The 16,500-nt window shown below is 61.8% G+C and carries 20 protein-coding genes; 4 read left to right on the forward strand and 16 right to left on the reverse strand.

The genetic code is table 11. The features are described from left to right. Positions 1 to 56: 56 nt before the first annotated feature. Positions 57 to 539: a hypothetical protein gene (locus EHO51_RS04035; protein WP_124737809.1), complete on the forward strand. Its 483-nt coding sequence runs from the start codon at positions 57 to 59 to the stop codon at positions 537 to 539. Between the two features lie 120 nt (positions 540 to 659). Here EHO51_RS04035 and glyS read toward each other — a convergent pair whose 3' ends face one another. The 5 genes from glyS to EHO51_RS04060 all read right to left on the reverse strand — a co-directional run bounded on the left by glyS (position 660) and on the right by EHO51_RS04060 (position 5,628). Continuing rightward, complete coding sequence (glyS, locus tag EHO51_RS04040) at positions 660 to 2,915, reverse strand: glycine--tRNA ligase subunit beta (protein WP_124737810.1); 2,256 nt, start codon at positions 2,913 to 2,915, stop codon at positions 660 to 662. A gap of 9 nt (positions 2,916 to 2,924) precedes the next feature. Beyond that, positions 2,925 to 3,341: an endonuclease domain-containing protein gene (locus tag EHO51_RS04045; RefSeq protein WP_124737811.1), complete on the reverse strand. Its 417-nt coding sequence runs from the start codon at positions 3,339 to 3,341 to the stop codon at positions 2,925 to 2,927. Positions 3,342 to 3,398: 57 nt separating this feature from the next. Continuing rightward, complete coding sequence (trxB, locus tag EHO51_RS04050; RefSeq protein ID WP_124737812.1) at positions 3,399 to 4,361, reverse strand: thioredoxin-disulfide reductase; 963 nt, start codon at positions 4,359 to 4,361, stop codon at positions 3,399 to 3,401. Positions 4,362 to 4,477: 116 nt separating this feature from the next. Next, on the reverse strand, positions 4,478 to 4,894 hold the full coding sequence (locus EHO51_RS04055; protein WP_124737813.1) for a hypothetical protein: 417 nt from the start codon (positions 4,892 to 4,894) through the stop codon (positions 4,478 to 4,480). Between the two features lie 83 nt (positions 4,895 to 4,977). Next, positions 4,978 to 5,628: a hypothetical protein gene (locus EHO51_RS04060; RefSeq protein WP_124737814.1), complete on the reverse strand. Its 651-nt coding sequence runs from the start codon at positions 5,626 to 5,628 to the stop codon at positions 4,978 to 4,980. A 429-nt stretch (positions 5,629 to 6,057) separates the two neighbouring features. Between EHO51_RS04060 and EHO51_RS04065 the strand changes: the two genes are divergently transcribed. Continuing rightward, positions 6,058 to 6,408 (forward strand): septal ring lytic transglycosylase RlpA family protein, encoded by a 351-nt coding sequence (locus tag EHO51_RS04065; RefSeq protein ID WP_245434735.1) that lies wholly within the window; start codon positions 6,058 to 6,060, stop codon positions 6,406 to 6,408. A gap of 293 nt (positions 6,409 to 6,701) precedes the next feature. Here the strand turns inward: EHO51_RS04065 and trxA are convergent, their stop codons facing one another. Both trxA and EHO51_RS04075 read right to left on the reverse strand, forming a co-directional pair. After that, a complete protein-coding gene (trxA, locus tag EHO51_RS04070) occupies positions 6,702 to 7,022 on the reverse strand; it encodes a thioredoxin (RefSeq protein WP_124740037.1) in 321 nt (106 codons plus the stop codon). Positions 7,023 to 7,475: 453 nt separating this feature from the next. Further along, positions 7,476 to 8,183 carry a hypothetical protein gene (locus EHO51_RS04075; RefSeq protein ID WP_124737815.1) on the reverse strand — a complete coding sequence of 236 codons (708 nt, stop codon included), beginning with the start codon at positions 8,181 to 8,183 and terminating at the stop codon, positions 7,476 to 7,478. A gap of 984 nt (positions 8,184 to 9,167) precedes the next feature. On the opposite strand from EHO51_RS04075, the gene EHO51_RS20460 reads away from it, so the two are divergent. After that, entirely contained in the window at positions 9,168 to 9,590 is a 423-nt protein-coding gene (locus EHO51_RS20460) for a hypothetical protein (protein WP_164479341.1), read from the forward strand. On the opposite strand, the gene EHO51_RS04090 is transcribed toward EHO51_RS20460, so the two are convergent. Continuing rightward, a complete protein-coding gene (locus EHO51_RS04090; protein ID WP_124737816.1) occupies positions 9,576 to 9,848 on the reverse strand; it encodes a hypothetical protein in 273 nt (90 codons plus the stop codon). The two genes, EHO51_RS20460 and EHO51_RS04090, sit on opposite strands and share 15 nt — an antisense overlap. Positions 9,849 to 9,871: 23 nt before the next feature. Here EHO51_RS04090 and EHO51_RS04095 point away from each other — a divergent pair, with 23 nt between their 5' ends. Beyond that, the gene (locus EHO51_RS04095; protein ID WP_124737817.1) at positions 9,872 to 10,240 is read left to right on the forward strand and encodes a hypothetical protein; all 369 of its coding nucleotides are present in this window, start codon (positions 9,872 to 9,874) and stop codon (positions 10,238 to 10,240) included. Positions 10,241 to 10,277: 37 nt separating this feature from the next. Here the strand turns inward: EHO51_RS04095 and EHO51_RS04100 are convergent, their stop codons facing one another. From EHO51_RS04100 to EHO51_RS04135, 8 genes are all read right to left on the reverse strand, one after another. Next, positions 10,278 to 10,595: a hypothetical protein gene (locus tag EHO51_RS04100; protein WP_124737818.1), complete on the reverse strand. Its 318-nt coding sequence runs from the start codon at positions 10,593 to 10,595 to the stop codon at positions 10,278 to 10,280. A gap of 116 nt (positions 10,596 to 10,711) precedes the next feature. Further along, the gene (locus EHO51_RS04105; protein ID WP_124737819.1) at positions 10,712 to 11,545 is read right to left on the reverse strand and encodes an SAM-dependent DNA methyltransferase; all 834 of its coding nucleotides are present in this window, start codon (positions 11,543 to 11,545) and stop codon (positions 10,712 to 10,714) included. A 5-nt stretch (positions 11,546 to 11,550) separates the two neighbouring features. Further along, positions 11,551 to 12,594, reverse strand: a complete 1,044-nt coding sequence (locus EHO51_RS04110; RefSeq protein ID WP_124737820.1) for a hypothetical protein — start codon at positions 12,592 to 12,594, stop codon at positions 11,551 to 11,553. Continuing rightward, a complete protein-coding gene (locus tag EHO51_RS04115) occupies positions 12,591 to 12,899 on the reverse strand; it encodes a hypothetical protein (protein ID WP_124737821.1) in 309 nt (102 codons plus the stop codon). The genes EHO51_RS04110 and EHO51_RS04115 overlap by 4 nt, the downstream gene beginning before the upstream one ends. Before the next feature lie 24 nt (positions 12,900 to 12,923). Beyond that, positions 12,924 to 14,777, reverse strand: a complete 1,854-nt coding sequence (locus EHO51_RS04120) for a phage tail tape measure protein (protein ID WP_124737822.1) — start codon at positions 14,775 to 14,777, stop codon at positions 12,924 to 12,926. Positions 14,778 to 14,780: 3 nt separating this feature from the next. After that, positions 14,781 to 15,389 (reverse strand): hypothetical protein, encoded by a 609-nt coding sequence (locus tag EHO51_RS04125; protein WP_124737823.1) that lies wholly within the window; start codon positions 15,387 to 15,389, stop codon positions 14,781 to 14,783. 53 nt (positions 15,390 to 15,442) lie between these two features. After that, positions 15,443 to 16,108: a hypothetical protein gene (locus tag EHO51_RS04130; protein ID WP_164479342.1), complete on the reverse strand. Its 666-nt coding sequence runs from the start codon at positions 16,106 to 16,108 to the stop codon at positions 15,443 to 15,445. A 63-nt stretch (positions 16,109 to 16,171) separates the two neighbouring features. Next, a complete protein-coding gene (locus tag EHO51_RS04135; RefSeq protein WP_124737825.1) occupies positions 16,172 to 16,495 on the reverse strand; it encodes a hypothetical protein in 324 nt (107 codons plus the stop codon). Positions 16,496 to 16,500: the final 5 nt, after the last annotated feature.

The raw sequence follows: 16,500 nt of genomic DNA on the forward strand, positions 1-16,500 counted from the left end.
GCGCTCTAAGTAGAGTGGGCTCAGTCGGCATTCATTGATTTCTAGTGGAGGATATCATGGCGACCAACCGCACGAACGTCTATTCGCCCTCCGAGTTCCTGGAACGCCAGAGCGGTGACGCCTGTCTGCTCCCGCTGACCGTCGTCGGCGTCTCAAAGCCGGGCGCAGACAAGAATTCCATTCTGTTCGCGCTGGATGTCGCGCGGGATGTCTGGATTAACGTGCCAATCGCGCTTGTCGAAAACGTCGAAGTTTTGGGAGACGCGAAGTGCGGCGCGGACAGCTATCCGCATGTCCGCCTGCGCATGAAGGATCCGAGTTCGCCCGAAGGTCAGGCCTTCGCCGCCTTCTTCAAGGGGATGGAGACCGCGCTTTTCGCGGTGATGCGCAAGGTGACGCCCATCTTGCAAGCGGCGGGAGAGGCGGGCCTGCGCGACGCGTGCCACGACTGCATACATGCCTGCACGCTGATCGTTCTTCCGCCGGATGATCCGTTCGCGCAGATCACCTGCATGCTGAATTGCAGCGCCTGCCCCTGACAAACGCTTAGAGCAGGTTCCGAAAAAGTTGACAGACTTTTTCGATGAGAACCTGCTCCACCATTTTGATTTCGAGCGATTCCATATCGATCACATGATTCCATGTGATCGGGAAGCGCTCTAGGCGGTCGCGCTTTCGCCTGCGATCTTGCCGAAATCGGCGACGCCCATCATCACGCGGCGCAGTTCGGCCAGAAGCCGCAACCGGTTCAACCGCAGATCGGCGTTGTCGGCGTTGACTGTCACATCGTCGAAGAAGACGTCGACCGGCTCGCGAAGTTTCGACAGCGCGCGCATGGCGCCGGCGAAATCTTCCTTCGAAAGATGTTCGGCGGTCTCTTCTCGCGCGCGGGCGATCGCCGCGGCAAGCTTGTGCTCCTGCGGCTCGATGCGCAGGTTCGGCGCATGGCGATGCGTATAGGCGTCTGGCCCGTCCTTCTTCTCTTCGGCTTTCAGGATGTTGCTGGCGCGCTTATAGCCGGCGAGCAGGTTCCTGCCGTCGTCGGTTGAGAGGAATGTGTCGAGCGCCTCGACTTTACGCGTGATCATGAGCAGCTCGTCCTGTAGCGGCGGATTCCCTTCTCCCGCTGGCGGGAGAAGGTGGTCCGGCGAAGCCGGATCGGATGAGGGCGATAACCCCTCACCCGGCTCGCTCCGCGAGCCACCCTCTCCCGCAAGGGGAGAGGGTAAGGCCCCGAGCGCCGCATCTATCAGATCGTGTCTGGCCCCCTTGTCGCGCAAGTAGACCTTCAGACGATCGATGAAAAATTCGAGGAGGTCCGCCGCGACGTCATGCCCGGACTTGTTCCGGGCATCCACGCCTTCACGTCGCGCGTGGATGGCCGGGACAAGCCCGGCCATGACGCCGTGGAGCTGCAAGCGCAGCTCATTCTCCAGCACGATCCTGATCACGCCCAGCGCCGCCCTGCGCAGCGCGTAAGGGTCCTTGCTCCCGGTCGGCTTTTCGTCGATCGCCCAGAAGCCGACGAGCGTGTCGAGCTTGTCGGCAAGCGCGACGGCGATCGACACGGGATCGGTCGGGATGTGGTCGTTCGGCCCCTGCGGCTTGTAATGTTCTTCGATCGCCGCGGCGACGCTGGCGTCTTCACCTTGCGCGCGCGCGTAATAGCGGCCCATCAGCCCCTGCAGTTCGGGGAATTCGCCGACCATCTCGGAAACGAGGTCGGCCTTGCACAACATCGCCGCGCGCTCGGCGAGAAAAGCGTCGGCGCCGATGATCGGCGCAAGTTCTCTCGCCAGCGCCGCGATGCGCTCCACGCGTTCGCCCTGCGTCCCGAGCTTTTCGTGAAAGACGATGGCGTCGAGCTTCGGCAGTCGATCTTCAAGCTTCGTTTTGAGATCGGTCTCGTAGAAGAATTTCGCGTCCGACAGCCGCGCGGCGATGACGCGCTCATTGCCGGCGACGACCGTTGCGCCGCCGTCCGAGGCCTCGATATTGGAGACGAGGATGAAGCGATTGGTGAGCGCGTTGTCCTCGCGCAGCACGAAACATTTCTGGTTCACGCGGATCGTCGCGCGAATGACTTCCGGCGGGATCGACAGAAAGCTCTCGTCGAACGCGCCCATGAGCGTCACTGGCCATTCGACGAGGCCAGCGACTTCTTCGAGCAGGCCTGCGTCCTCGACAAGCTCCAGCCCTTGCGCGAAGGCGAGATCTTTCGCGTCATGCAAAATGATGTCGCGCCGGCGCGCCGCATCGATGACGACCTTGGCGCGCTCGAGCGAGAGCGCATAATCCTCGAAGCGCTTCACGCGAATGGGCTGCGGCGCCAGGAAGCGATGGCCGTGGGTCACATTGCTAGACGCGATTCCGTCAACCTCGAAGCGGACGATTTCGGGAGATTCAGTCTCCGGTCCGAAGGTCGCGACAATGGAATGGAGCGGCCGCACCCAGCGCAGCGAATCCCCGCGCTCGGACGCCGCGCCCCAGCGCATCGACTTCGGCCAGGGAAAGCTCTTGATGATCGCCGGCAGAATTTCAGCCAGAACGTCGATCGTCTCGGCGCCGGCGCGCTCGATGACGGCGAGATAAAACTCTGCGCCCTTCTTGTCCTTCGCGATCTTCGCCTGATCGAGCGAGGCGAGGCCGGCGCTTTTCAGAAACCCGGCGACCGCCGCCTCCGGCGCCCCAACGCGGGGGCCTTTGCGCTCTTCGCGGATGTCGGGCTGGCGCGAAGGCAGGCCGACCACTTGCAGCGCGAGACGGCGCGGCGTCGCATAAGCGGCGGCGCCCTCATAGGTCAGGCCGCGATCGACGAGCGCATTGGTGACGAGCCGCTTCAGGTCGTCAGCCGCCTGCCGCTGCATGCGCGCCGGAATTTCTTCGGAGAAGAGTTCGAAAAGGAGATCGGACATGTGCGCAGTCTATTCCCCTCCCCCCGCTTGCGGCGGGGAGGGGTTAGGGGTGGGGGGCTCTAACGTTTGGTAGAGCGCGGCGCAGATCGTGTCCACAACGCTTTCAGGATTGCGCAAAATCTCGTGATTCCAAAATCGCAGCACGCGATAGCCGCTTGTCTCAAGAAATCGCGCGCGCTTTTCATCACGCAGCCGTTCAGCGTCGAAGCCATGCTGCTCGCCGTCGATCTCAACGACGATGCGCGTGCGATGACAGGCGAAATCCGCGAAATAGGGGCCGATCGGCGCCTGTCGGCGGAAATGAACGTTGTTGATTTCGAGCTGTCGGAGCTGTGTCCAAAGCTTACGTTCTGCCGGCGTCGCTTCGCGTCGCAATTCTCGGGCGCGGGGCGTTCGAGGGTCTGAACGATCTGTCTTATCGTTCATTGCGCGACCCCCCACCCCTAGCCCCTCCCCGCCGCAAGCGGGGGGAGGGGAATTCTCTCAGGCGATTTCCTTGACCGCCGACGTCGGCGCATCGAGGAGAAATTTCTCGACTTCGAGCGCCGCCATGCAGCCGAGGCCCGCCGCGGTGACCGCCTGGCGATAGACTTCGTCGGCGACATCGCCGGCGGCGTAGACGCCCGGCATGCTGGTGCGCGTCGTTCCTGGCTCGACGGCGATGTAGCCCGACGGTTTGATCGTCAATTGGCCGCGGAACAGTTCGGATGCGGGCGAATGGCCGATGGCGACGAAGACGCCGTCCGCGGCAAGCGTGTGAATCGCGCCGGTCGCGACGTTCTTGACGCGCGCGCCGGTGACGCTCAGCGGATTTTCGTCGCCGACGATCTCATCAATCACGTGATTGAAGAGAATTGAAACATTCTCCTGCGCCAGCAGACGCTTCACCAAGACGCGCTCGCTGCGGAATTCGTCGCGGCGGTGGATGATCGTCACATGCGACGCGAGATTTGAAAGATACAGCGCTTCCTCGACGGCGCTGTTGCCGCCGCCGACGACAAGCACTTTCTTGCCGCGAAAGAAAAATCCGTCGCAGGTCGCGCAGGCGGAGACGCCGAAGCCCTTGAACTTTTCCTCGCTCGGCAGTCCCAGCCATTTCGCCTTGGCGCCGGTGGCGATAATGAGCGAGTCGCAGGTGTATGACTTGCCCGAATCTCCAGTGAGCCTGAAAGGCCGCTCGTCGAGATGCGCTTCGACAATATGGTCGGAGATGAGCTTCGTGCCGACATGTTCGGCCTGCAGGCGCATCTGCTCCATGAGCCAGGGCCCCTGGATCGGCTCGGCGAAGCCGGGGTAGTTCTCCACCTCGGTCGTGATCATGAGCTGACCGCCCTGCTCGAAGCCGGCGATGAGCACCGGCTCGAGCAGGGCACGGGCGGCGTAGATCGCCGCCGTATAGCCGGCCGGGCCGGAGCCAATGATGATGACGCGCGCATGATGCGGCATGAGGTGGCCTCGCGAGTGACGAAGCCCGCAATCTAGCCATTATCAGCGTCGCCGCAACCGCTCGGGCTGCCGGGCAGGCGGCCAATGCATAAGGCCTCCCGGAAAATCGGAAGGGCTTACCAGCCCCAGCCGCCGTCGCCGCCCCAGCCCGGGCAGACGTTCATCCATTGGCGTCGCCAGCCCCAATGGGTCCACACCCTGCGGATCTGATAGCAGTCGCCATAGCCGGCGTTGGCGTAGCTGGGCCAGCCCCCGTCGGCCGCGCCGTATCCCGGGGAATAGGCGGGTAGGTCTGTGCGGTAATAGCTCCAGCCCCAAGGCTGGCCCCAGCCCACGGGCCGGCCCCAGCCGCCCCGACCGCCCCAACGGCCGGCCCAGCCAACGCCGGGCAGAACCGCGCCGCGGAAGCCTCCGCCGCCCCATCCGAAGCCATGCCATCCGTCCCATCGCTGCGCCTGCGAGGCGCCGGAATGGGCGATTAAGCCAACAAGCAGAGCGCCGGTCGCGGCCGCCGCCTTGATTGCTTTAGACATCTTCAGCTCCTCTCCCGATGCGAAAACGCCCTCCCGAACCGGGAGGGCGCGTGAGTCTCAAAATGTCGGCGGAAGCGATCGGCTTACCAGCCCCAGCCGGTGTTCCAGCCGCCCCAACCGCCGCCCCAGCCGCTGTAGCAGACGTTCACCCATTGGGGCCGCCAGCCCCAATTGGTCCACACGTTGCGAAGCTGATAGCAGCTGCCGTAGCCGATGTTGGAATAATAGGACGAACCCCAACCCAAGCCGTACCCCGCTCCGATCAGGCCTGCGCCATACCACGGCCAATAAGAACGCGCCCACGGGCGTCGCCAGCCCCAGCCGCCGCCCCAACCGCCGATCACAGGCCTGCCCCAGCCGCCGCGCCAGCCGCCGCCCCAGCCCGCGCCGCGCCAACCGCCGCCCCAGCCGGGCCCGCGCCAGCCGCCGCCGCCCCAGCCGCCTCTAAAGCCCCCGCCGGGCAGAACCGCGCCACGGAAACCGCCGCCGAACCCGCCGCCCCTGAAGCCGCCAAGTCCGCCGCCAAAGCCGCCGCCCCTGAACCCGCCAAGTCCGCCGCCGAACCCGCCGCCCCTGAACCCGCCGCCGCCGAACCCGCCGCCGAATCCGCCGCCGCCGAATCCTCCGCCTCGGCCGCCAAAGCCGCCCCTTTGCGCCTCGGCGATGTCCGTATGCGCCAGCAACCCGATAACCAACGCGGCCGTCGCGACCGCCGTCTTGACCGATTGAGACATTTCCAGCTCCTGATCGTGGTCTCAACGCGTTTGCGCTGGCAGGCGAAAATCCATGCGCGGTCCTGGCGCGCTGAATATTCGCCGCCAACCCCGCCCAACGTCACTAAATCGCGCGCGGCGCACGCACTTCAAGAAGTGCTGCGCTCTACGCTCGAGTAGGGGAAGGAGCTTGCTGCTAAAAATAGTTCTGGAGTGTTGCGCTTATGTCGCAAACCTAAAACACGCGTTTATGCAAAGTTGTCATGTCGATCAAAGACAAGAATAAGCAGTAATGGAACAATGTAGGTTTAAGCGCGGTTTCATCATTATCCTAAGTGCTCAGCGGATGGCGGCGTGACGCTTCTGATCTCGCCATTGTTTGGTCACGAGCGATTTCTATTGGCCAGAGTTCCGCCAAGTCGCCCTGCGGCCTCTGCAAAGGAGAATGTTGTGAAAAAACATATGTCGGGAGTTCTGGCGCTCGGGCTCGCGAGCCTCTTCGCGTCGACTGCGGCGCAAGCGGGCGAGTGGGTCGGCAAGGCGTCCTATTACGCGCTGAAGGGTCGGACCGCGAGCGGCGTGCACGTCGGCGCCCTTACGGCCGCCCATCGAACATTGCCCTTCGGATCGAAGGTGCGGGTGACCAATTTGCATAACAATCGTTCGGTCGTCGTCACGGTGAACGATCGCGGACCTTTCACGCGCGGGCGGGTGATCGACGTTTCCGTCTCGGCCGCCGACAGCCTCGGCTTCAGATCGGCAGGCGTGGCGCATGTCAGGGTAGAGCAGGTCGCGAACTAATATCGCCACCAGAAGGCGGAGATGACTTGCCCGCCCAGCTTGTATTAAAAGTAAAAAATCAATAGCTTACAAAATAAAAAGCAAAACCGTCGAATATACGTCAAATAAACGTCAGCGCACGTCTGCGCACAGGTATGCTTGAAAAGTGGACCCGGCAGCGACGAGCTGATCAGGGGACAAGGGGTCGTCGGTTCGAAATGAAGTCAGCAAATTACTGAAGCCACGAAACAGGGGGTCCTTTTGCGACTTGGGTCCACTGATACCCGGCCGCTCATGTCGCTTGTATGAGACGCTCACAGGGCCCCCCTGATCCACCGCAACAATTCGCCCTTAGACGCGGCGCCAACCCTTTGCGTAGCGGCTTTGCCGTCCTTGAACAAAATGAGCGTCGGAATTGATACGAAGCCAAGCTTCTTCGGCATTATGGGGTTTTCGTCGATGTTGAGTTTGACGATCCTGATTTTGCCCTTCATTTCAGCGGCAATCTCTTCGAGCGCCGGAGCAATCCTCCGGCAGGGCGCACACCACTCCGCCCAAAAACTGACCACGACAGGCTTGGCGGATTTGAGCACTTCCTGTTCGAAATTCCCGTCGGTGATATTTTGAGTGGACACGGTCGGCTTTTTCGTGGGCACATCGTCGAAACTGGCCCAATGGCCGACTTCCGAGGGCATCGCTGCAAAACCGCCGGCGGAGTCCTCCGCAAGGGCGGTTAACGCCGTGAGGCTGATAGCCGCGCCGGCAACTGTTGCAGCAAGATTTCGCATAGCTTGCGCCTCCAAAGCGCGCCCCCTCGCTTGAGATAGGGCACCAGGCACGCCGACGGCGGGCGTGCGAAAAAAAACGCCCCGCCGTTACATCCACGGTCGGGGCGTTCTCGCTTGCCGGCATGAGAAACCGTCGGCTTGTAAACATCGTAGGTGATCATGGCTTGCGCCGCAAATCTTCAGGCAATAGCCGTTCAGCGAGCGCGTCGAGAGCCTGCGCGACGCGCATAACCCACAGCGCCAAGCCAACGCGCACGATACGAACCAAAAGTCGGTGGGCGGCTGGGTTTGCGAGCGCACTCATGCCCGCGCCTCCCATTGCTCCAACGCCGAAGCCAGATTCTTGAATATTCGCATGTGTGATCTTGTGGCTTCGTCACGAAGCTCGCGATAGAGAAAGCGGATCAACGCCGCGGCGCCTTTAGCTGTGGTCGGTTTGGTCGACGCCAAACGCCTTTTCGAATCCATCAAGCGCTCGCGAAGATCGCTCACCGACGAAACCAGGTCGGCCACTCCCGCTCTCTCGTCCCACTGCCGCCCCAGGTGGATGGCAGCACGCTCGCGTTTCTTAGCGTCGATGTATTCCTGTTCGATCTTCGCTGGATCTAATCCTCGCGCTGCGAGGAGCGCTTGTCGCCTCAGCTCGATCTCATGTCCGCCTATAAAATAATCGCGCCAAACAATGAGTTCTGTTGGGCGAGAATGGCCAAGTCGATCTTCAGCGTCGGATTCCATCTGAGCAAGCTTCGAGCTGGCGCGGTTGAAAGCGCGCTCCAAGAACTCGACTTCCTTGAGAGCGGACAAGATCGGATCGGCGTCCGGAGCCGCGCCGGCAATAGCGGGAAGCGCGGCGGCGGGCCCAGCGGCAAGGCCGGCTATGATGGCCCGGCGAGTTGTGTCGCGTTTCATTTTCTCATGCCCTTCCTTTGGATAAGCAGTCGACGTGCGCCGAAAAGGGGTTTCTCGGCGTTGCCACGGGGATCCAGTTATGATACCTGTGGTATACATATGGTCCTGAGGAATGTAAATACCTCAGGTCTAAAAATGTTCCATAGGAATTAGAGAATGTCCGTGACGAGTGACCAGATACGAGCCGCCAGGGCACTCCTGCGTTGGGAACAAAAGGACCTAGCTGCCGCCTCCGGCATCTCTCTTCCAGCCATCAAAAGGCTTGAGACAATTCCGGGCCCGTTGGCAGCGCAAGGCAGAACGATTGATGCGTTGAAGGCCGCGCTACAGGCCGCTGGCGTAGAATTCACCAACGGAGGACATCCGGGAGTGAGGATGAAGGTTGTATTAGTTCACACCGAGCACGATTCTGATCGGCTCCTCTTTGCCATAAAAGGCTCCGAATTCCCTCCAGGCAAATGGGACGGGGGTCGTCCTATGGCAAAACTTCCCTTGTCTGTTAGGCTAAATGAGCGCGGATGGTTCGTGTATGAGGAACCCACGGAAGAGGATCGTCGCCGCGCGCGCAGGTGGTATCAAACCAGCGACAAGTCGTGAGACTTGCAGCGAATTGCTTCGTAAGGCGTCACATCGTCCGCCTTCCGAGCTGAGACGTTGGCGCGCGCGATGAGAGACCTGCGCTCTTCCTCTGGCGCTGATATCTTCCCCGAGCGCGGCGCCGCGGGCGGCGGCGCGCTCGATCGAGCGCTTATCCTTGCCGGTGGCGGAAGCGGTCGCTGATGCAAACGACAATTTGTCGTTTGCATTCCATCTTGCATCCGCGCCAGCCGCGCCCGCCTTCGTCTCCGGGTAGAGCTCTTCGTAAATCGCTTTCCGTCTAGCGATCGCCGCCGCCTCTTGAAACGCCGGTGCCACAGGCTGCCATCCGTGCCGCGCTCGAATCGGCCGGCGTCGAATTCATCGACGAGAACGGCGGCGGGCCCGGGCGTTCGGCTGAGGAAGTCAGAGGCGAGGCGATGATTTGGTTCGGCGCGCCGTGGGCAACGTGTCGCGGCGCACGATTTCGAGGCTTGCATGAGACCGATGGTTCCCATCTATCCGCAATCGTCGTCGGGATCGACGGCGTTGGATTATTTAAGCCTCGCCCGTCGATATCAGGCCGCAGCTATCAAGCTTTCGGGATGCACAAGCGGCGGCCAAATTAATTGGCCTGCCTATATGCTGGTGCTTCATGGCTGCGAGCTCGCTCTTAAGGCCTATAGCCTGCGGCACGCGCCGAGCGTGCGTTTGCCAAAACACTCGCTCAAAAATCTATATGCCATCGCTTCGGCGCATGGATTTTCGCTGTCATCAGACTCGATTGCAGCGCTTGATGTGTTGGAGGACATGCACGCGGATCACTGGCCACGCTATCCGGATAATCGGTCGGGGCGCGTTTTGGACATTGAAGCACTCGCGGGCGATCTTATCGAAACGCTTATATGCGCGGTCTCAGCGAGCTTTTGATTTCCGGCACCCGTCGAAATCAGCCAAGAGAACGTCGGCGATCTCAGCGACGCGGTTGTCGTGAGAGATCGCGTCTTCGGGCTTTTTCGTCGTCTTTGAAGTGTCCGCCTTCGGTGACTTGGAGGCGCCTCCAACTTGCATGAACTCATGCCGATACATTTCGAGGATCGACCGGCGCTCCGTCGCCGCCAGCACTTCGCGCGCGCGGGCCATATCCTGCCCCATGGCGACAAGCGCAGCGCGCGTTTGATGATTCATCTCGAACCCCTGCGCATCCCATCATGCGCCAAAAGCTTTTGTGCTCGGATAACGAGCCTTGGCGGCGGCGATCGCCAGGCGCAAGGCTATATAACGAAGAGCTGCATCCGGAGACGACGCATGGTGGCGATCGCAGGTCACAAGCGGTGCATGAAAATCAAAACGACAAATTGTCGTTTTGTTCTGAAACATCGAAGGCCACAGGCAAAGATAAGCGTTCAATCGAGCGCGCCGCTGCACGTGGCGCTGCTCTTGGCGATGATCTCTCCGATATCGCCGGCACAAGCCTAGGCAAGGGCGTCGAACTCGATGCGCTTGCCAAGACGTCAGAGCAAGAGCGCAAATCCCTCATCGAACGCGCCAAGGCGGGAGAGAATGTATCAGCCCGCTAGCCTCTGAGCGATGCCCGCGCTGTTAAGGCCGCGATCGTCAGCGTCTGGACATTAAAAGCTCGCGACGCAAGGGCCGCGCTTGGCCGCCTATCAGGCGTAGACGTTCAGCGCCGCCTCCCACGTCCTGCTTTAGGGGCGCACTGGAAGCGATCACGTCAGGTTGTTTGATCAGATGGGCTATTCCAACAGAGTCGCCATTGCGGTCACGCAAAGGCAGTTTGTCGCCATGTGCCAAGCCTTGGTCCAACAAATCCGCGGCGGCGGCGATTAGAATATTGGCGAGTTCCTGGTTGCGCGAGATTGAATCCCCGCTAAGCGCTGCGGTGCTACAGTCGATCGTGACTTGAAATTGCATAAGGCCAGCCTCCTAATACTTCAGATAACGCAATACGCTCAGCGACAAGGGCGAGCACCGTAAATTACCTTTCTTCGAAACGACTTACAATCGATTTGGCGGGAGGCGCGCCCCGATCACGCAAGAGCCAGCGCCTCCTGACGCGGTGATTGTTTCCTCAGCACTGACGGCGGAACGAAACCCGGCACGCAGCGCAGCGCCAGCGCGCGGTCCTCGCGCTTGGTTAAGCGCGCGCGGCAGGGCGGAATATGCTGGAGTGGAAATGAGGGATCAGCTCTGACGAGAAGCTTGCAGCGCTTCGGCTCGCTCCAGATGAACCAGGCGTAATCTGTGGCCGTCGACCCGTCCGGATCGTAGCCTCCGAGACACATTGGCACGCGCTCGACGAAGGGCGCGACGACGCTCGGCGGCATTTTCGAGTAGATTTCGCCCCAGCGCTCTTCCGTTGTCAGCCATTGCAACCGCAAGAGCAGCGCGACGCCCTCAACGCCGTCGAGCGCAAGCGCCTTGGCGAGCATGCGCGCCGCCGGAACGAAGGGCGGATTGCCGATGATCCAGCCCCCGCCGCGGCACGGCCAGACAGCTTCGTCGTCGAAGAAATCGACGCGATCGATTCCGAACGACGTCGTCGTCAGCGGCGCGCCGCGAAACTCCGGCTCGCGCGGATCATGCTCGGCCGGCAGCTGCGCGAGTTCGTAAATGTGAACGTCGCTCGCGTGGACGGTGGCATATTCCGACAGCGGCGACGCCATGTGGCCGAGGCCGGCGCATGGATCCCACGCGAAGGTGGGGAGCTCGGCGTCGGCGCGTGGCAGGGCGATATCGAACAGCGCCCGCGTCGCCCATGGTGGCGTCGGAAACAGCTCCAAGTTCTCCCATACTGTGCCTTGCGACAGCTTGATCGGCTTCTTCATCGCCCGAACGGCGCTATGGCCTTTCACAGCAGTCATAACGGTCACCATTTTTCTGCCGTCGACGTGGGCGGAACCGGACCCTGGGGCGTCTCCCCGCCAGCGATTGCCCTTGGCGAAGCGCCGGTCGATCCAGAAGCGAGAAATCGCTTAACCTGCGGGCCCCATATGCTGCGCATGCGCTCGACATGCTGGGCCACGCTGCCGTTTTTGTCGCGCGCCCGATAGAGACCCGGGCGGCCGGCGAGCACGGTCGAATAAAGGTCGAGTTGCCCCATCCCCGGCTTGTAACCGCGGCCGAGGAGAAAACGCTCCATGGAGCCGAGCTGTTCTTTGAATGACTGCCGATCGTGCGCGCCATATTCGCGCCGCTCGCGCGGCCCGAACTGGATCAGCCCCATATAGCGGCCGCGCTTGCCGCCCCATTTGCGTGGGGAGAATGAGCCGATCGTTTCATGGGCGATGACTTCTGCCAGACGCTCCGGCGGAATTCTCAGCCGGGCGGCGCTCTCTTTCAGCGCCCGCGCGTTCTCGCCAGTGAAGAACTCGTTTGGACGGGCGCGGCGGGGCAGCAGCGCCCGTCCAGGCAACCGCGACCGCATCTGCTCAGCGAAGTCATGACGCCTTTGCGCCGCAGCGGCTTCCCATTGCGCAGGCGTTCCGCTGGGCGGCGCGAGAGCGGCGGCGCGCTGCATGATCGCGTTACGGCCGCGCCCCGCCGGGACGCGCTGCGCGTGCGGCGGGACAGAGAACGCGGAACCTCGCAGGGCGAGGCCGCGGGCGAAATCATGCGGCCCGACGCTTGGCGGCGATCGCCCTTGTGGCTGCGGCGCGACCGGCGCAGACGTCGCGGGCATATGTGGAACGGCGCGGCGCGTCGTCGGCGCGGATGGCGTCGCTTTCGGCGTCGTCGGCGACAAGCGATCGCCGCGCTCGACGGACGGCGCGCCTAAGTCGATTGGCCGCTCGTCGAGCAAGGGTGTCGCCGATGGCGGCGACAGGCTCGCGAAGGAATGAGCAGTCGACGACGCGGCGTGATCGTCGAACTGACCAAAGAGCAAGCGATTCTCTATGACGATTTTCGTCACGCGCGCGGCGTTCCGACATCTTCGGGCGCCGACGCTTGGCTCTTGCTTTCGGCCTCCAGTTTTTGGGCCGCCTCGCGAAGGCCGGCGGCGGTTTTTTCGAGGAATTCAATCGTCGGCTCGAGGTCGCCCAAGCGCGCGAGCGCGTCGATAAAGCCCTCGATTGCGCCAATATGTATCGCCGGCGCGAGTCCGGGGTTGTCGAGCGTTTTTTCCCACTCTACGGCGAGGTCTCCGGCGAGGTCGCGAGCTTTCTGGTAAAAGATCGCCGCCTGCTCGTCTTCGGTGAAAATTGTCTCAGTCGTCATTTTTTCCTCGCTCGCTTTTGCGCATCACTCATGAGGCATGGTCACGCCGACGTCGCCGCGCAAAGCGCCGTCTGCGCGAACGGTGGAGTCGGAGCGCACGAGCGCGAAACCCGGCGCGAGGCCTATTTCAAGCTTGTTCGAAATCTGCGCTGAGCCTTCCAATTTCGCTTTTGCTTCAATCTGCGCGTGTGGATTTAATCCCGCGGCGAGCGCGCCCCAGTTGGCGCCGAACCCGGCGGGGCCAAAGCCGAACTTCGCAGGCCCGGCTGGAATTGCGCGCATGCCGGATAGGTCGAGCGGCTTGCGTGGCAGGGCGGCGGATTCTGGAATGTCGGACCCGAGCGGCATGGAAAGCTGCGGCCGGCTGTTCGCCATGAACTGCGACCATAGCGGCCGGGGCGCACGAGCGACGGATTCGGGAACGTCGCCGCCCATCGAGAGGGAAAGCTGCGGCCGGCTGTTCGCGAGAAAATGCGACCAGGCAGACGATGCATTTTCGCCCAAGACAGGCAAAACCCCCTTCGTTTGCATCTTGTCGAAGGATTTGAGCGTGCGCTCGATGCCTTCGTTGATCGAGGGCAGCGCCCAACGAGACAGTCGGTCGCCGATTTCTGACGTGAGGATGCCGAAGCGCTTCAGATGGCTTTCGGTGGTTTCGAGCGTCGTCACCATGTTGCGATCTAGGGATCCCTGCCAAGACCCGGAATTGATGAGCTTCAAATTCTTGACGATCTCGGGTAGCGCCTGACCGCTGCGCAGCCCTTCGTCATACCATTCCTTTCCGAGCAGTGCCTGAGCGATCGCAACGCGGTTCTTGCTCTTTCCAAGTCGCTCAAGAAATTGGATGATCGTATGCGTCGCGTCGGTTTTCATGCCGCTTGCTACGGCGGACGCGTTAAGCCCGAGCGCTTTGTAGGGATCCAAGCCCTTCTTCGGCGCGGAGGCGGTCGCGAGCGTTCCCGTCAGCGAATTCAAGAATCGAGATGACACTTCCGGCTGCATGCCGACGCCCGAGAGAGACGTCAAAATCGCCTGCGTCGTCGCGAATGGCACACCCGCCGCTTTCGCCGCGGCGGCAGATCGCCCGAACATTTCGACAATATCCCGCTCCGCTGCCGCGGACTTGTCGCCAAGCTCGTTGACCTGATCGGCCCATTCCTTCAGCTGCGGAATTGTCCATTGCGTTTGAGCCTGAATCTTGGCCAATTTTTCGGACGCCTCTTGCGCGGGCATATCCCATGCGGCAGAGGCTTTCGCAGTCAATTCCATAAATCCAGCGAGGTCCTTGAACGCTACGCCCGACTGGCCCGCCTGTGCTGTCAGCGCCGCCATTTCTTCGCGCGCGATGCCGAAGCGCCGCGCAACGCTGTTGATCATCCGCTCGACTGTGTCCCACGACTCGCCAGCCGGAAGCTCAACCTTCTTTTTGACGTCGGCGAACGCCTTATCGAAAGACACGGCCTGGCGCAGGCCATAAGCTGCAGCGCCGCCAACAGCAAGACCGCCGACCGCGGCGCCTCCCATGCCGAGCATCATTCCCGCCGTCCCCGGCGCGGCGGCAGCGGTGAAATCCGAAAGACCAGAGCGAATTCCCGCCATCTTCTGATTGATCGCCGCGACCTTGGAGCTGACGGCGGCGGCGGCGATGGGCGCGCCCCAGCCTGACGACATGCGCTGTGCGATCGCGGCATGTGCTTCCAAGCGCTGGAGGTTCAGTCGGCCAACCGACGACATGCGCGACGACACGCCGTCCATTCGGCGCGAAACCTGGGCCGCTGTATCGCCAACGGACCGCATTTTCGCGGCGATCTGAGAAAACGTTGATCCGGTTTGATCCTTTGCCCCAAGGACGAGTTCAGATTTAAGCGTCTTCACCATTTCTCATTTCTCCAAAACGCGCGTGAGCCACTTTTCGACCGCCTGATCGAAAAGCTTCGCAGAGACGCGATAGAATGTCGCTTCGGTTTCGCCTTTAACGAGTTCCTTGGGGATCGCCGGACCGAACAGCTTGGAAATTGGAAGCCTGCCGGCGCGCTGGTTTCCGACCATCTCGCGCGCAAAGACGTGCCCATTCGGCCCGATGAAGGTGTGAGGGAAGACGCTGCGCTTGCCCCAGGGCGCAGCCGAAACTCCCTTCGCCGTCTGCTTCGGCGAGAATTCCTTGAGGCTCAGCGTCACGTCGTGGGCGATGATTTTGTATTCGCCTTGCCCGCGCCCGAGCGCCTGGCGCGAGACGATCACGCCCCTCGCCGCGCCGTATTTCACGCCGGCCTGCTTGGCGACGGCGCGCGTCACCTGTGTCTTCGTCTTGCTTCCGACCTCGTCGATCGCCTTGCCGAGCGCATAAAGCGACTTCGCGCCCGCTTTCTCGAACAGCGGCGCGAGATTGTTTTCGAGCTTAATGCTGAACTCGATCGCACCGCCCGTGATCGTCTTACGGCCAGAAGCGAAGACGCCGCCTCCGAATGGTTCGAAATAGTTTTTGGTCATGCGGTGATGCTATCTCTCGTTTTGACCGGCGAATTCTGCCGCCTGTTCGGACATCAGTTCGCGCCCTTGGCAGTTTCGCATGTCCATTCATCGTCACTGCTCTCCGACTCATCGGCGGCGGCCGCGGCCATCAGATCCGCGATATGAGCGCATTGCTCAACGGCCTTAGCGCGCAGCAAGGCGGTAAGCGCCGAGACGCCGCCTTGCTGCGCGACGGAAAACAATTCCTCCGCCCATGTCGGGAGCGCTTGCCATGACCGAGCCACGGCAGAGCCTGCGGCTTCAAAAGCGGCGAGCTGAGCCCCACGCGAGATCAGTTCTCCACGCTCGCGCGCCAAGCGCATGCGCAAGAGTTCGGACACAAGCTCTTCTTTTTCGGTTTTAGCGGAAGCCAGCGAAGACGAAGCGCTGGAGGGATTTGATCCGAGCGCAATGGTCTTCGGCGGTGACGCCTCCTGCTCCAAGGCGGCGAGAGTGGCATCGGCCTCAGCGACGACATCGTCATCAATGCGGGCGCGCGACAAGCGGAAGGCGATGAGCGCCTCATCGCGGCGGACAAACTTTCGGCCGGTGTAATCAGCGGGCACGCTGGCGCCGGAAATGTCATAGACGGGGACGCGCCCAACCTTGATCGCCTTGCTAATTGCCGGGCGCGAAACGCCAATGGACCGCGCGAACGTGGCAGGAGAGACAAGCTGATTAGGACGGTTAACGGCCATCTGTTAACTGTGAACCTTTGTGAACCCTAATTTTCGGCAGGTTCTCTAGGGATTTATCGGGAGCTACGCGCCCGCAGGCGGAGCGAGGCTAGGAAGGACCCGCGAGGCTTTTTTCATATCGCTTGATGCTGCTCTCGCCTTCGCGCCAACGATCGCGTTCAACGCAAGCTGTGGAAACTCCTCTCGCTCCGCGGTGGCAGCGATAACCCGAAGCCGAGTGACCACTGCGCCGAGCTGAGAGTCATCCCCAGCACGATAACGACGCATCAGCACGCCTAGCAGAATGCGTGCATCTTTTGTGGCTTGGTGGTCTGGTAGCGCTCGACAGGCATCGCCCAAATCGATCAGGCGTTGCTTATCGAGAGCATGCAGGTCATTGAAGTCCATCGACC

The sequence above is a fragment of the Methylocystis rosea genome (genome assembly GCF_003855495.1).
GTDB lineage: Bacteria > Pseudomonadota > Alphaproteobacteria > Rhizobiales > Beijerinckiaceae > Methylocystis > Methylocystis rosea_A.

Coding starts and splice junctions, on each gene's coding strand:
- EHO51_RS04035 (WP_124737809.1), top strand. CDS start 57: ATGGCGACCAACCGCACGAACGTCTATTCGCCCTCCGAGTTCCTGGAA.
- glyS (WP_124737810.1), bottom strand. CDS start 2,915: ATGTCCGATCTCCTTTTCGAACTCTTCTCCGAAGAAATTCCGGCGCGC.
- EHO51_RS04045 (WP_124737811.1), bottom strand. CDS start 3,341: ATGAACGATAAGACAGATCGTTCAGACCCTCGAACGCCCCGCGCCCGA.
- trxB (WP_124737812.1), bottom strand. CDS start 4,361: ATGCCGCATCATGCGCGCGTCATCATCATTGGCTCCGGCCCGGCCGGC.
- EHO51_RS04055 (WP_124737813.1), bottom strand. CDS start 4,894: ATGTCTAAAGCAATCAAGGCGGCGGCCGCGACCGGCGCTCTGCTTGTT.
- EHO51_RS04060 (WP_124737814.1), bottom strand. CDS start 5,628: ATGTCTCAATCGGTCAAGACGGCGGTCGCGACGGCCGCGTTGGTTATC.
- EHO51_RS04075 (WP_124737815.1), bottom strand. CDS start 8,183: ATGTATACCACAGGTATCATAACTGGATCCCCGTGGCAACGCCGAGAA.
- EHO51_RS20460 (WP_164479341.1), top strand. CDS start 9,168: ATGGTTCCCATCTATCCGCAATCGTCGTCGGGATCGACGGCGTTGGAT.
- EHO51_RS04090 (WP_124737816.1), bottom strand. CDS start 9,848: ATGAATCATCAAACGCGCGCTGCGCTTGTCGCCATGGGGCAGGATATG.
- EHO51_RS04095 (WP_124737817.1), top strand. CDS start 9,872: ATGCGCCAAAAGCTTTTGTGCTCGGATAACGAGCCTTGGCGGCGGCGA.
- EHO51_RS04100 (WP_124737818.1), bottom strand. CDS start 10,595: ATGCAATTTCAAGTCACGATCGACTGTAGCACCGCAGCGCTTAGCGGG.
- EHO51_RS04105 (WP_124737819.1), bottom strand. CDS start 11,545: ATGACTGCTGTGAAAGGCCATAGCGCCGTTCGGGCGATGAAGAAGCCG.
- EHO51_RS04115 (WP_124737821.1), bottom strand. CDS start 12,899: ATGACGACTGAGACAATTTTCACCGAAGACGAGCAGGCGGCGATCTTT.
- EHO51_RS04120 (WP_124737822.1), bottom strand. CDS start 14,777: ATGGTGAAGACGCTTAAATCTGAACTCGTCCTTGGGGCAAAGGATCAA.
- EHO51_RS04125 (WP_124737823.1), bottom strand. CDS start 15,389: ATGACCAAAAACTATTTCGAACCATTCGGAGGCGGCGTCTTCGCTTCT.
- EHO51_RS04130 (WP_164479342.1), bottom strand. CDS start 16,108: ATGGCCGTTAACCGTCCTAATCAGCTTGTCTCTCCTGCCACGTTCGCG.
- EHO51_RS04135 (WP_124737825.1), bottom strand. CDS start 16,495: ATGGACTTCAATGACCTGCATGCTCTCGATAAGCAACGCCTGATCGAT.